A 13,226-nucleotide genomic window follows, 5' to 3' on the forward strand; every position below is an offset into this window, starting at 1 on the left:
AAGGACGATCATGAAATTCATTCGTGACATTATCGGAGAAAAGCGTCAGGCGCATTTCGAGGCTGGCGGCATTCCCCCGGCAGATAGTCCCATGCCCGACAGGCCTCGCATCGACAGCACGCAGGAAGAGATGCCGCACCGAACCGCACAGGACCAGCAGGCAGAGCGGCTTGATGATATCCTGCTTGGGCATGTCAGCGCGAAAGCCGAAGACGGTTTCGAACAGTTCGACCGGAAAACCGGCGATCTGGCCGAGAGCCTGACAGAGGGTCCGAGCGAAACCGCGGATCACGACCTGATGGACGATCTGAACAATCTCTTTGCCGATACGGATTACGACGATCTGCAAGACGATGTCACCTTTGCGGATGCCGGGGCAATGCCCGCTGCCCCTGCCGAAACATGCGCGGTGGAGAAGCCGCAGCAGGACGCAGCGCGCCCCCTTGCAGACGACCCGCCGGCGTTTCAGCCCGACGATACGGCTCCCGCATCGCAACCCGACACGACCACCCCGCAGCACATGACCGGGGAACACGAAGTGCCGCAACCGCAAGACCCTGTCGAGCCCCCCGCTGACGGCCCTGCGCCCCTGCAACTCGGCCCCGAATACGAACGCACCGTCACCGTTTCGCCCGAAATACCTGCACAAGAGGCAAGTAACGAAACACCGCCCCCCGCACCGGCCAGCGAGTCATCGACGCCCGCCGCCGATCCTGCCCCCGCTGTCGCGGTCAATGTCCCTCAACCGACAGCGGGGCTTGGCGCCGGGCGTCGGGGCCGGGCCAAGACACGGTTGCTGGGGTTTCAGCCGGGGAACGGCCTCGGGCGGGATGTGCTGTCGGACGCGCCGGTCGCATCGCATGCGGAGCACGCCATGTTCCCGGTCGGATGGCTGGTGGTGATCGGCGGCGCAGGCTATGGCGCATCCTTTACCCTGCATAACGGTGTCTGCACTATCGGGCGCGGTGCGGATCAGTCGGTTCGGCTGGATTTCGGCGACAACAGCATTTCGCGCGAGAACCATGCCTCGATTGCCTATGACGAACAGCAACGCGCCTTTTACATCGGGCATGGCGGCAAGGCGAACCTGGTTCGCCGCAACGACAGGCCGGTTCTGAGCACCGAAGACCTATGCGCAGGCGACAAGATCACCATCGGCGAGACCGTTCTGAAGTTCATCCCGCTTTGCGGTCAGGATTTCAAATGGGGCACCCCGGACAACGATGGCTGGGCCCATGACGCAAACGGCTGATCTGACCTACGAAACATCGATGTCCATCGACCAGGGGCGTCGCGACCGGCAGGAAGACGCAGTCGTGTCCGATTTTCAGGCCGGATTCCCCTGTGGTTTCGTGGTTCTGGCAGACGGCATGGGCGGGCACGCCGCCGGCGATGTGGCCAGCAAGATCGTCGTGACCGAGGTTTTCAGCGAGCTGAAGCTGCAATCCGGCGATCCCGAACTGCTGGAGCCGCAGATCGGGGATATATTGCGCCGTGCCGCCGAATGCGCGAACGAATGCGTCGGATTATATGCCAGCACGCGCGCAAACGTCGCCGGAATGGGCGCGACCCTTGTCGCCTCGGTCTTCATCGAGGACAGGCTCTACTGGGTTTCGGTCGGGGATTCGCCCCTATACCTGTTCCGCGATGGCGTGTTGACGCGCCTGAACGAAAACCATGCGCTGGAATCCCAGATCGATTTCCTGGTGAACAACGGCATCATGGGCTACGAGGAGGCGCTGAACTATCCCGATCCAAGCTGCCTGACATCCGTCCTGATCGGGGATGACATCCCCCAGATGGACTGCCGGTCGATGCCCCTTCGGATACGGCATGACGATATCCTGATCGTGGCCAGCGACGGGCTGCAATTTCTGGACGACGCCCAGATCGAGGGCGTCCTGCGGTTTTCGCGTAAACGCTCCGCCGACGATATCAGCGCGGCGCTGATGCGCGAAATTCACAAGCTCGACGACCCGGATCAGGACAACGTGTCGTTCTGCGTCATCAAGGCCGTGCAGGAAGGGGCAAAAATGTCAGAGCCCCCTGCCGAAGCGGTGACGCATTCAAGCATGCATCAGGCCGGGAACAAAACCATCACGATTCTGGCCAAGGTGTCCCGCTCGGGCGCCGGAACCGCATAGGCCGGATTTGGAAGAGAGTACACGCGTGACGCATATGGGGAACATCAGTCCGGTCATCGACCGTCTGGAAACCGCGCTGTCCAGCGGAAACATACCGCCCCCCTACGATCGCTGGGGAGGGCGGCTGTTGTCGCACCTCACCAAACCGGTTCAGGTGGTCGTCACCGGCCTGCCGGGCAGTGGCAAGACGGCCCTTCTGGAAATGCTGTCGGGCCATTCGGTATCGACGGGGGATTTGTCGCCGCCGATCATGGAGCTGTCCTATGGCGAGCGTCAGCGCACCGTGATCGAGCGCCGCGACGGTTCGGTGCAGGAAATTGCGGGAGCGCTGAAGGATATCGACCTGCCCGCGGATGTGGTGCGTGCACGCCAGGAAATCCCGACCCCGAGACTGGCCTGTCAGGACTTCATTGAAATCGGCCTGACGGGAAACCCCGCCGAAAACGGTTCCGTTCTCGATCAGATCGTCAGGCGGGCCGATATCGTCCTGTGGTGCAGCCAGGATTTCAACGACGCGGAACAACAGCTTTGGGCGATGGCCCCGGACCACATCAAGGATCACAGCTTTCTGGTGCTGACCAAGGCGGACAAGCAAATGATGCGCGGCGTGCTGCCCGGTATCATGTCCCGTCTGGAGCCCGTCGTGGCCGAGGAATTTTTGGGCATGTGCCCGGTCGCGACGATTCAGGGCATAACGGCGCAGACCTCGGGCGCGGCGGTGGACGATGCGCTCTGGGCGTCGAGCGGTGGCCAGCGCCTGATGAATCTGGTGCTGAACGAGGTGCGGCAGGGGCGTGCCGCCGACATCGACCAGGGCCGGGTCTTTCTGGAAAGGCTGTCGACGCAGGCCCCGATGGCCCCGGACGCAAGCGCCGCCCCCCCCTCACCCGCCCCTGCCCCGCACCAGACCTCCGGCAATGAGCCTGTCGCGGCCAAAACCGGTGCGCTGCTGTCCGAAGCGGTCGATCTGCTACAGAAACAAGCCGGGCAGATGCTCGACTCGCTGGATATGTCGGGGGAACTGAACTCCGACGCAATCCTGAATGGCTGCGTCGAGGCGGTATCGTCGCTCGGCACCCTGATGGACCGCATCGCCCCGAACAATCCGGCGGCGCAAACCGTACGTGACGATCTTCAGGATGGCGAGGAAATGCTGGTTCTGTTTCAACTGGAACGCGGCGAAGACGCCGCCCTCGACGCCGTGACCCTGTTACTTCAGATGCGCAAGGAGCTGATCGAAAAAGCGGCAGGCTGAAAAGCGGGTTAACGAACTGGGCAAAAACAAGATTATTTCCGCAGACCCGTCCAATTCTCACCACAATTGCTTGCCAGTTTCGTCAAATGTTGAATGCGGGCGGATCATATGGACGTCTCGAGCAGGCCTGTCCATCCGCCTCGCCCAAGCCGACACCGGAAGCCGAATGAACGTCAAAGCCGAAGTAGATCACGCAACCGGGCTCCTGACCTCCGCCGGTCCGGCCAATCTGTCGTCGGGCATGGAAGACCTGAGCGACTTCGCCTGCCGGGCAGCCGAAATCGAACAGGCCTTGGAAACGCTTGCCAATCTCGCAGGCAAGGGCACGCGCCGTTCGGTGCAGCGCCTGCAGGACGAGCTTGCCGGCTTCGAGCCCTGCGTCACGGTTCTGGGGCAGGTCAAATCGGGCAAGACGACCTTGCTGAACGCCATGGCCGGTTGGGCGGACCTGCTTCCGTCAGATGTCAATCCGTGGACCTCCGTCGTGACCTCCCTGCACCTGACGCCGGGCCGGAAACGCGCCGAGAACGGCGCGAAATTCCAGTTCATGACCGAAGACGAATGGGATCGGCTGACCTCCAAGGGCGGTCGTCTCGGAGAACTGGCCGGACGCGCCGGGGCGGACAGCGAGCTGCAGAAAATTCAGCATCAGCTCGAAACCATGCGCGAGAAATCCCGCAAGCGCCTGGGGCGCAAATTCGAACTGTTGATGGGGCAGGAACACGAATACAGCTATTTCGACAAGAACCTGCTGGAACGCTATATCTGTCTGGGCGACGATTTCGGCGATGACAGCAACGATCCCGCCGATGACGGACAGGGGCAGTTCGCCGATATCACCCGGTCGGCCGATCTCTATCTGAATTGCCGGACGGTTCCGCACAGGATTTGCCTGCGCGACACACCGGGCGTCAACGATACCTTCATGATGCGCGAGATGATCACCATCAAGGCCGTCCGCGACAGCCGGATCTGCGTGGTTGTCCTGTCGGCGGCGCAGGCGCTGACCACGGTCGACCTTGCCCTGATCCGCCTGATATCGAACCTGCCGTCGCGCGACGTGGTGATCTTTGTCAACCGGATCGACGAGCTGTCCAACCCGGTCAACCAGATCCCCGAGATCGAGGACAGCATCCGCGAAACCCTACAGGCCCATGACGGCCCGGCAGAGGCCGAGATCATTTTCGGCAGCGCCTATTGGGCGAACAAGGCACTCAGCGGAAAACTGGATGATATGCCCGATATCAGCGCCGATGCCCTGCTGGCGATCACAACCCATCTGCTGGGCACCACCCGGATCGACCGCCAGCCCGCCGATCAGATATGGGACATGTCCGGCCTCCCTGCCCTGATGCAGGCCTTGTCGCAACGCATCATCGACGGGCTTGGCGCGCCGCTGCTGGAAAAACTGGCCTCTTCGGCGCTGTCCATCGCCACGTCCCAACAGGCGGCGCAATCGGTCATGATCAAAGCCGGCGATCACGGCGCCGATCTCAGCGGCTATGACCTGCGGAAAGAATTCGAGCAGATCGCCCAAACCCATCTGGACGGGTTCGGCAGCGAGATCGACGAGATCATTGCGGATTTTCACCTGCGTGCCGGCCGGGCGCATGAGAACTTCGTCGAACGCTCCACGCATTCGCTTCTGACACATCTTGAACGTTTCGGTCCCGATCTGGTTTGGGAATATACCCCGACGGGGCTGCGTGTCCTGCTGCGGTCGGCCTATTCCTCGATGGGCGCACGTATCCGCAAGGCTGCCGAGCAGCGCTATGAGGCCGCCGTGACCGATACGGCCCATCTTCTTTACCGCGGCTTCGGACAGATGGTCGAAGGCATCCAGATCGGAGTGCCCGCAGTTCCCGATATCCCCGCCCCGGTCGCCCTGGGGCAGACCATCGCACTGGATTTCAACGACAGCTGGTGGGTCATGTGGTGGCGCAAGACCCGCGGCTACAAGGCGTTCGCCAAACAGTTCCGCGAGTTGATCCGCGCCGAAACCGAAGATTTCATGACCCAGATGAAGGATGCCCAAACCGGCGACATTCGCACTGCCGTCCTCAAGGAACTGCAAGGGTTCCTGGACCAGCAGCACGACGTTCTGACCGACCTGATTGCAGGCCGCCAGCACGGCGAAAACATCGAGACCCTGTTTCAGGCACCGGCAGGCCGGGACTGTCACGGCAGTCTCGACGCGGCGATCGAAACATTCAGACGCTACACCTCATGACGAAGGAGACGACCTTGGATACCGCCGATACAAGTCTGCGCGTCGCCCCCCGCAAACCCCGGTTGGCGCTGATGGGCGAGTTCAGCGCAGGCAAGAGCACGCTGTCCAAACTGCTTCTGGGCGGGGCGCCGATGCCGGTGCGCGTGACCGCTACGCGGCTTCCGCCGGTCTGGCTCAGCAAAGGCGCGGACTCTGCCGTTGCCATACGGCACGACGGAACGGAAACGCCCTGTGACATCACCGCGCTCGACGAGGTGTCGGTCGAAGATACACGTTATATCCGGCTCTGTAACCCGTCCGAAACGCTGGATATCTGCGATCTTGTCGACATGCCCGGCATTTCCGATCCGAACCTGTCCACCGAGGCGATGCTGTCCCTTGTCGATGACATCGATTGTGTCGTCTGGTGCACCCCGGCCACGCAGGCATGGCGGCAATCCGAAGCCGCGATGTGGGAGCGGATCAAGGACCGGACGAACGGCGACAACATTCTTCTTGTGACCCAGGCCGACAAGCTGCGCAACGATCGCGATACCGCGCGCATGCTGGCCCGCGTGCGCAAGGAAACCGAGGGGCTGTTCAAGGCCGTCTACCCCATTTCGATCCTCAAGGCGCTCGATTCGGGGGACGACGAAGCGAAATGGCAGGCCAGCGGCGCGGCGGAATTCGTCGATCACCTAGTGGAAATGCTGCTCAATCCATCGTCATCGGCCGCGCAGCAAGCGCCGCACTATACGCCGCCCAACGCGCCTTCGGATATGGCCCGGAGCGATGATGCCGGCGAAACATCTCTGGCCCTGGCAGGGTCCGACGACGACGAAACCGCCTCCGATCCCGGAATCGTGCCAAAGCGCGTGCGCCGCGTGCGCACCGAACTGCGCGGGCGTCGGACGCGACCGGGGGCCGACCTATGACACAACGCAGGACACAACGGCTGGCACCGGCGAGGTAATCGTCGCGCCAGCATGACCATCGCCGGGGGGGCGGAGCATGAACATTGCCGAATACCTGGACCAAATGCGCAGGGACATTCCCGATTGCTCGCTGGTTTCCTTCGGGGACCTGCGCACCGGGCTTTCGCTTCGTGCCAGCGCGGCAGACCCTCTGAGACAGGATCAACTGGAAGAGATTCTTCAGCACGCAGCCTTTACCTTTTCCGTGTCCGACGCGCTGGCGGCGACAGGTGAAACGGAAACTGCCGACCAGCAAAGCGCTATCGTTGCCCGCCCGCAGGGAGTGCTGATTTTCGTGCGCTCCCCGGATGAGCCATCCGATGTCATATGTTGTCTTTGCCGGGATGCGACGGCGGAGACCCGTGTCGTGAACGGCGCAAACAAACTGTTCCATGGCATGGCGGGGGGCTCCTGATGGCAAGGACAGCCCAGATAACGCCGGGTCCGAACGACAAGGCGGAACAGCGCCTGCGAAAGGTGCTGAAACGCTTATGCGCCGAGCGGACCGCCCTGAGCGCCGAACGCAACACCCCTGCCGAAAATGGCCTCGGTCTGGTTCGCAGGGTCATAGACGAAATCGACGAAACCATCCTGCCCAGGCGGATCGACATCGTGGCGGGCGGCCAGGTGGTGGCCCGGCTGATCGCCTCGCACCGAAGGCTGATCGCCCTCGATACCGCCCACCCTGCCCCCGAAAGCAATGCCACTCCGGAAGGCATGGCGCGCGCCCATGTCGAAACCCTTGTGCAGATCGGCGACAGCCATCCCCAGGCATCGCTGTGCTGCCGGGGGCGCATCGAAAACGTCGCGACCGACAGTCAGTCCTGTTCGGTCGAGCAACTGGCAGCCTGCACCGTTGCAGACGACCGGACCGAGCCCTTGGAGCGTTTCCTTGGGGAAATCGAGGATCGGGCACAGGGCTGGATACGGCTCGAGGGGCGAACGACGATCCTTGGTTCCGGCGGTTCACAGGATCTGGTCGTCCGCCTGGCCGATCTGGAGCAGCTCGTTGCAGAAAAGCGGATGTACAAAGGATCACTGTCGCGCCTCAAGCGAAACGAGCCGACCTGTTCGATACTGCCCTTTTCCCGGACGTTACGTGCCGTCGTCGCATCGGATTCCGACGACTATGTCATCGCCGTCCTGCACCACGAGGATGTGACCGGGACACTGGCGGATTGGCAACGGTTTTACGGCACGAAATTCCCTGCGTCGCCATAAAATCCCCCAATCGTCAAAGCCCATCCCCGCCGCAGCGGGATAAAAAGCCCGATTCTCGCCTGACGCACACAGAATGCGCGCAAGCGAAAAAAGCCGCACAACCAGAACAACTTATAAATCTGCTGCCCAATTTCCGGGCAGATAGATGCGTATGACGTATGCTATGGCATTCTAAACCAACGAAATTTAATAAAAAATTAATACGCGGTAGACTTGTTTGGTTAAAATTTGGCATAAATAAGTCAAAAATATGTTGAGAGCAGGCAATGAACCGATCGTGGTCGCCTTTCCGTGCACCGTCCGAAACTCCAGACTGGCCAAATCCGGCGTCCCTGACGACACCGGAAAACGCCAGAGGCATTCCCTCGGGTTTCATGACCCGCGGCAAGGCATCGAAGCGGGAAAAACCGGCCTCGAAGATCAAATCCGTCACCATGGGCTTTCGCACCATGCACGAGCATGGCGATCTTCTGGTGAAATATCTCGAGGCACGCAAAACGATATTTCTGGACCAGTTGAAATGGGACGTCTGCGAGGCAGACGGCATGGAGTTCGATCAGTACGATACGCCCGCGTGCCAATGGGTTGTCCTGCACGAATTCGGCGAGGTTCTGGGCGGCGTTCGAATGCTGCCAACCATGGCGAAATGCGGCATTTACAGTTACATGCTGCGCGATGCGCAACGCGGCCTTCTGGAAAGCCTGCCCACCGACGTCCTGTTCATCGAAGCACCGGTTGAGTACGATGTCTGGGAGGCATCGCGCTTTTTCGTGACCGATATCGTCCCCGCCTCGCGGCGTCTGGAGGTCGAACAATTGCTGTTCAAGGGCATGACCCAGGTCGCGGTCGACAACGGGGCGAAATATATCCTTGGGATCGTTCCGGCAATCTGGTCGCGCTGGGCACGGCGCCTGGGCGTCAGCGCAACCCCGATCGGCGCGAAATTCACCATTGACGGCACCACCAGCCAATCGGTTCTGTTCAACGCGCAGGGCTTCGTGATCTGACCAGAAAACGGCGTTTATTTCGGACGTAACGGAAACATTGCCATGCTGAAAGGCGGGTTTCCGTGCAATTTATCAACAATGTCATGGAAATGCCCGATTTTACCCACAATCGGTCAGAATTCGTCGAAACCGGGCCTCAATAAAAGCACAATCTTTAATTATCGGTTGATCGCTATTCCGCAGCAATAACGGCCGTGGCTCATGACCAACCTGATTTCAGCAAGTGACCGTTTCCAGCGTAAGCTGGATGACCGTGCGAACAAGATTATGGCCTCCACCTTCCGGATTCTGGTGGTGGATGACGAGCCCAGCATCCTGGAGCTTGTGAAGACGGCCTTGGAAACGCTTGACGATTACAACGTATCGACCGCAACGAACGCGATTGCGGCGCTTGAGGAAATTCGCCGCGCCGAACGGCCCTTCGACTGCATTTTGCTCGACATCCAGATGCCCGAAACCGATGGCATCGAACTGCTGCGCGGGCTGCGATCCCTGCCCGACTATGCCGACATTCCGATTCTCATGCTGACCGCCATGAGTGATCGCAGCTATATCGACGAAGCCTTCAAGGAAGGCGCAACGGATTACGTGAACAAGCCCTTCGACTTTCTGGAGTTGCGCAGCCGCATCAAATGCGCGCATCAGCTTGTCGATGAACGGCGCAAGACCGAACTCAGTCAGAAATGCGCCTATCAGTTGCAACAGAAGATGAAGCGGAATAAGCAGTTCAACTTCGACGATCCGATCTCGGTTTCCGATGTCGACAAGCATCTGCGCTACCTTGAATTCGACAACTACGTCACACAGCTTGCCCGCCGCAAGCTGTTCAATTCGCAGTCGATCGCGATCAAGATTCAGGATGCCCAACTGCTGTACGAAAAACAGGATTGCGACAGTTTCCGCAATGCGATCCAGACCGTCGCCGAAAGCATCCAACTGGCCACTCACAAGGTGGATTGTGTCTTTTCCTACCGCGGCGGCGGTATCTTTCTGGTCATTTCGCACGATGCGAAGGGGGCCGAAGCGCTCTCATGTGAAAAGAACCTGAACACCCTGATCCAGGAGCGGACGCCTCATCAACAACCCGCGCCCGAACCGATCAATGTTCTGGTCAGCAACTCCGTCCCGATGCGCGGCCTGTCACGGTCGGCGGCTGCAACGGCCCTTCAGGACGCAATCAGCAACGTCAACGAACTGGAGCTCGCCTTGCAAAAAGATCAGGATACACAGACCGGCACCATGCACGATCACCGTCAGGATCTTCGCAAACAGACGCGCAAGCGTGTCTACGAGCGTGTTCTCTTCGAATTGTTCGGGGAAGAAAACTATCTGAATATGCGATAAAGTCGCAAAACTGATCTGTTTTACTCGTCCCGGAAGACGCGGTAAAAAATAAACGGTTTGGTACACTTGCCAAACCGGCATCTGATGATTCACTATGTCCACACTTGGCAAGCGCTGCGAGCCGGTTCGGGAATGCCTGACGGTATTTCCGTTTGTGTCTGAACAAGTTGGACGTGTTTTCCATAAAATCAACTTTGGCCTGTCCGGGCGTTTGTGCGCTTGTCAGGCCTCTATTCTGAATCTGGCTCGATTACGCGCCTGACCTTGGGGAGGTCGTTGGCAATGACTGAACAGCCTCTGTTCGATGCGACGCCCATCACGGCGCAGCTTGCCACGAAACCTGTCGGTTTGCTGAAATTCGCCCAGTTGGCAGGGCGCAACATGCTCGAAGTGATTCCCGACGAAACGCTTCGGCAGAAATACGTGCGCGGGCCGCTGAACATCCATTATTTCTGCGATCCCGATATCATTACCGAATTGCTTGTCGGCAAGGGACGCTACTTTCCCAAGGCGAAGTTCACCAAGGACATCATCGGCTCGGCCGTCGGCAACGGGCTGATCCTGTCCGAGGGCGACAAATGGCGCAGTCAACGCCACCGCTATTCCCCCCTCTTCGCCGCGCGTAACCTGCCCCTGCTGGCGACGCATTTCGCCGAAACCGGGATCGAAGTGGCCGACTCCCTTCTCGAAGGGCACGGCATCGTGGATGTCACCCAGATGGCCCCGGCCTCGACGCTCACCAACATCTCCCGCGTCATTTTTTCCGGCAACGAAGAGGTCAGCGCCGAAGAAATCCGCGCCGGGCTGAAAGCCTATTTCGAATATATTTCAAGGATTTCTCTGTTCGACCTGATGCAGCTTCCCAAATGGCTCCCGCGCCGCAAATGGCTGCAAAGCAACGCGCCGGTCACCAACATGCGCAACCTGGCCCGGCAGGTCATCGTTGAACGGCGCAGCCAGAACCGGGAAGAGCCCGAGGATTTCCTGGACCTCATGATCGCAGCGCTGGAAGAAGATTTCGAGGACCTCGAAACCACCGTGGACAACCTTCTGACTTTCGTCGTGGCCGGGCATGAAACCTCGGCCAATGCGTTGGCATGGGGATATTACCTTCTGGCCCTGCATCCGCGCATGCAAAACCGGATTCGTCAGGAAATCCGCAAGATCACGCCCGATGCGCCGGTCACCTACGAGGATGTGCAGCACATGCCGCTCTTGCGGGCCCATATCAAGGAAACGCTGCGCCTCTACCCGTCGGCGGCCTTCTTTGCCCGCGATGCGTCGGACGATCTGCAAATCAAGAACGTGACCATCTCCAGGGGCGACGCGCTGTTCTTCCCGGTCTATTCTCTGCACCGGAACGAAAAGCTATGGGACGCCCCCGAAAGCTATCGCCCCGAGCGGTTCCTGTCGGGCAAGATCCCGCGCGGCCAGTATATTCCGTTCGGCGACGGGCCACGAATCTGCCTTGGCGCGCAATATGCCGAAACCGAAATCATGGTTCTGATGGCCAGCGTTCTGCGCAAGATCACGTTCTCCCTTTCGGGGTCCCTCATCCCGCGCCCGGTGCTGACCTTTACGATGCGCCCCGAGGGGCCGATGATCCTCAACGCACGGCCCGCACCGTAAACCCGAACGTCCGACCGGCTCAGTTTCGCGGCGGCACGAGCTTGCCGGGGTTCATGATGTTCTGCGGGTCCAGTGCGGCCTTCACCGCCCCCATCATCTGCCATGCCCCGCCATGTTCGCGCGCCATGTAATTCAGCTTGCCCACGCCGATGCCATGCTCGCCCGTGGCCGTCCCGCCAAGTGCAAGCGCGCGGGTCACCATCTTGTCTGAAACGGTTTTGGCGCGGGCCACGGCATCGGCGTCGTTTTCGTCGAACATCAGGATCGCATGGAAATTCCCGTCGCCCACATGCCCGAGGATCGGGCCGGGCAACCCGGCCTCTTCCAGATCGGCCTGCGTGCCCTCGATGGCCTCGGCCAGCCGCGAAATCGGAACGCAATTGTCGGTCACCACCGCACGGGTGCCGGGCCGCGAGGCCAATATCGCGTGATAGGCATTGTGCCGCATGGTCCATAGTGCATTCCGGTCTTCAGCCCGCGTGGCCCAGTCGAACCCGCTGCCACCATGTTCGGCGGCGATCAGGCCGAAGGTTTCCGCCTGTTCCGCCACACCCGCGTCCGAACCGTGGAACTCCAGCAACAGATGCGGCCGCTCGGGCAGGGTCATGCCAGAATAGGCGTTCACCGCCGCGACGCTGGCCTCGTCCATCAGTTCGATCCGGGCCATGGGCACCCCCATCTGGATCGTGTCGATCACCGCCTGCACCGCGCCGCCCATCGTGTCGAACCCGCAAACCGCACTGGAAATGGCCTCGGGCTGGCCGTGCAGGCGCAGGGTCAGTTCGGTAATCAGCCCCAGGGTGCCTTCGGCGCCCACGAAAAGCGAGGTCAGATCGTACCCGCTGGACGATTTGCGCGCCCGTGTGCCGGTGCGGATGATCTCGCCCGCAGCGGTGACCACTTCGAGGCCCAGAACATTCTCGCGCATCGTGCCATAGCGCACCGCCGTGGTGCCGCTGGCCCGCGTCGACGCCATACCGCCAAGCGAGGCGTTCGCACCCGGATCGACCGGAAAGAACAACCCCGTCGCGCGCAGTTCTTCGTTCAGGCTCTGGCGCGTCACGCCGGGCTGCACGGTCACGTCCATATCCTGCTGACGTATCTCCAGAACCCGGTTCATCCGGCTGAAATCCACGCTGATCCCGCCCTGAAACGCCTGGGCCTGCCCTTCAAGCGAGGTTCCCGTGCCCCAGCCGATCACCGGGCAGCCCGCCTTGGCGCAGGCGCGCAGGATCTGTGCCACCTCCTGCGTGGTTTCGGGATAAGCCACGGCATCCGGGGGCGTGAGTGGGAAATAACTTTCGCTGCGGCCATGCAAGTCCAGATCGGACTTGGACCGCGTCAGCCGTTGGCCTAGAAATGTGGAAATCTCGGCGATTGCGTCCTGAACACCCATGCGTTTCCCCTCAAGCTGACTCCGGCGCACAGTAGGGCATGTGCTGG

At 60.7% G+C, this 13,226-nt stretch carries 11 protein-coding genes; 10 read left to right on the forward strand and 1 reads right to left on the reverse strand.

Going from position 1 to position 13,226, the window contains the following annotated elements; translation table 11 throughout:
* Positions 1 to 10 precede the first annotated feature (10 nt).
* From BUB53_RS02820 to BUB53_RS02865, 10 genes are all read left to right on the forward strand, one after another.
* Positions 11 to 1,252, forward strand: coding sequence for an FHA domain-containing protein (locus tag BUB53_RS02820; RefSeq protein ID WP_073032460.1), 1,242 nt, complete (start codon positions 11 to 13; stop codon positions 1,250 to 1,252).
* Positions 1,236 to 2,144 (forward strand): PP2C family protein-serine/threonine phosphatase, encoded by a 909-nt coding sequence (locus BUB53_RS02825; RefSeq protein WP_073032462.1) that lies wholly within the window; start codon positions 1,236 to 1,238, stop codon positions 2,142 to 2,144. Before BUB53_RS02820 ends, BUB53_RS02825 begins: the two co-directional genes overlap by 17 nt.
* A gap of 34 nt (positions 2,145 to 2,178) precedes the next feature.
* Positions 2,179 to 3,399, forward strand: coding sequence for a hypothetical protein (locus BUB53_RS02830; protein WP_073032464.1), 1,221 nt, complete (start codon positions 2,179 to 2,181; stop codon positions 3,397 to 3,399).
* A 166-nt stretch (positions 3,400 to 3,565) separates the two neighbouring features.
* Positions 3,566 to 5,629, forward strand: a complete 2,064-nt coding sequence (locus BUB53_RS02835) for a dynamin family protein (RefSeq protein WP_073032466.1) — start codon at positions 3,566 to 3,568, stop codon at positions 5,627 to 5,629.
* A gap of 14 nt (positions 5,630 to 5,643) precedes the next feature.
* Entirely contained in the window at positions 5,644 to 6,543 is a 900-nt protein-coding gene (locus BUB53_RS02840) for a dynamin family protein (RefSeq protein WP_159437756.1), read from the forward strand.
* 76 nt (positions 6,544 to 6,619) lie between these two features.
* Positions 6,620 to 6,997: a hypothetical protein gene (locus BUB53_RS02845; protein ID WP_073032470.1), complete on the forward strand. Its 378-nt coding sequence runs from the start codon at positions 6,620 to 6,622 to the stop codon at positions 6,995 to 6,997.
* Positions 6,997 to 7,803 carry a hypothetical protein gene (locus BUB53_RS02850; protein ID WP_073032472.1) on the forward strand — a complete coding sequence of 269 codons (807 nt, stop codon included), beginning with the start codon at positions 6,997 to 6,999 and terminating at the stop codon, positions 7,801 to 7,803. The genes BUB53_RS02845 and BUB53_RS02850 overlap by 1 nt, the downstream gene beginning before the upstream one ends.
* Before the next feature lie 374 nt (positions 7,804 to 8,177).
* The gene (locus tag BUB53_RS02855) at positions 8,178 to 8,810 is read left to right on the forward strand and encodes an acyl-homoserine-lactone synthase (protein ID WP_084728817.1); all 633 of its coding nucleotides are present in this window, start codon (positions 8,178 to 8,180) and stop codon (positions 8,808 to 8,810) included.
* 201 nt (positions 8,811 to 9,011) lie between these two features.
* Positions 9,012 to 10,154, forward strand: coding sequence for a response regulator (locus tag BUB53_RS02860; protein ID WP_073032474.1), 1,143 nt, complete (start codon positions 9,012 to 9,014; stop codon positions 10,152 to 10,154).
* A 282-nt stretch (positions 10,155 to 10,436) separates the two neighbouring features.
* On the forward strand, positions 10,437 to 11,783 hold the full coding sequence (locus BUB53_RS02865; protein WP_073032476.1) for a cytochrome P450: 1,347 nt from the start codon (positions 10,437 to 10,439) through the stop codon (positions 11,781 to 11,783).
* Positions 11,784 to 11,802: 19 nt separating this feature from the next.
* Here BUB53_RS02865 and BUB53_RS02870 read toward each other — a convergent pair whose 3' ends face one another.
* Positions 11,803 to 13,179: an FAD-binding oxidoreductase gene (locus BUB53_RS02870; protein WP_073032478.1), complete on the reverse strand. Its 1,377-nt coding sequence runs from the start codon at positions 13,177 to 13,179 to the stop codon at positions 11,803 to 11,805.
* Between the last annotated feature and the right edge of the window lie 47 nt (positions 13,180 to 13,226).

The sequence above is a fragment of the Roseovarius pacificus genome, from assembly GCF_900142665.1.
Classification (GTDB): Bacteria; Pseudomonadota; Alphaproteobacteria; order Rhodobacterales; family Rhodobacteraceae; genus Roseovarius; species Roseovarius pacificus.

What these genes read in the sequence shown, in the direction of transcription:
- BUB53_RS02870 (WP_073032478.1), bottom strand. Translation starts at nt 13,179, where the DNA reads ATGGGTGTTCAGGACGCAATCGCCGAGATTTCCACATTTCTAGGCCAA.
- BUB53_RS02830 (WP_073032464.1), top strand. Translation starts at nt 2,179, where the DNA reads ATGGGGAACATCAGTCCGGTCATCGACCGTCTGGAAACCGCGCTGTCC.
- BUB53_RS02825 (WP_073032462.1), top strand. Translation starts at nt 1,236, where the DNA reads ATGACGCAAACGGCTGATCTGACCTACGAAACATCGATGTCCATCGAC.
- BUB53_RS02850 (WP_073032472.1), top strand. Translation starts at nt 6,997, where the DNA reads ATGGCAAGGACAGCCCAGATAACGCCGGGTCCGAACGACAAGGCGGAA.
- BUB53_RS02845 (WP_073032470.1), top strand. Translation starts at nt 6,620, where the DNA reads ATGAACATTGCCGAATACCTGGACCAAATGCGCAGGGACATTCCCGAT.
- BUB53_RS02865 (WP_073032476.1), top strand. Translation starts at nt 10,437, where the DNA reads ATGACTGAACAGCCTCTGTTCGATGCGACGCCCATCACGGCGCAGCTT.
- BUB53_RS02855 (WP_084728817.1), top strand. Translation starts at nt 8,178, where the DNA reads ATGACCCGCGGCAAGGCATCGAAGCGGGAAAAACCGGCCTCGAAGATC.
- BUB53_RS02860 (WP_073032474.1), top strand. Translation starts at nt 9,012, where the DNA reads ATGACCAACCTGATTTCAGCAAGTGACCGTTTCCAGCGTAAGCTGGAT.
- BUB53_RS02820 (WP_073032460.1), top strand. Translation starts at nt 11, where the DNA reads ATGAAATTCATTCGTGACATTATCGGAGAAAAGCGTCAGGCGCATTTC.
- BUB53_RS02835 (WP_073032466.1), top strand. Translation starts at nt 3,566, where the DNA reads ATGAACGTCAAAGCCGAAGTAGATCACGCAACCGGGCTCCTGACCTCC.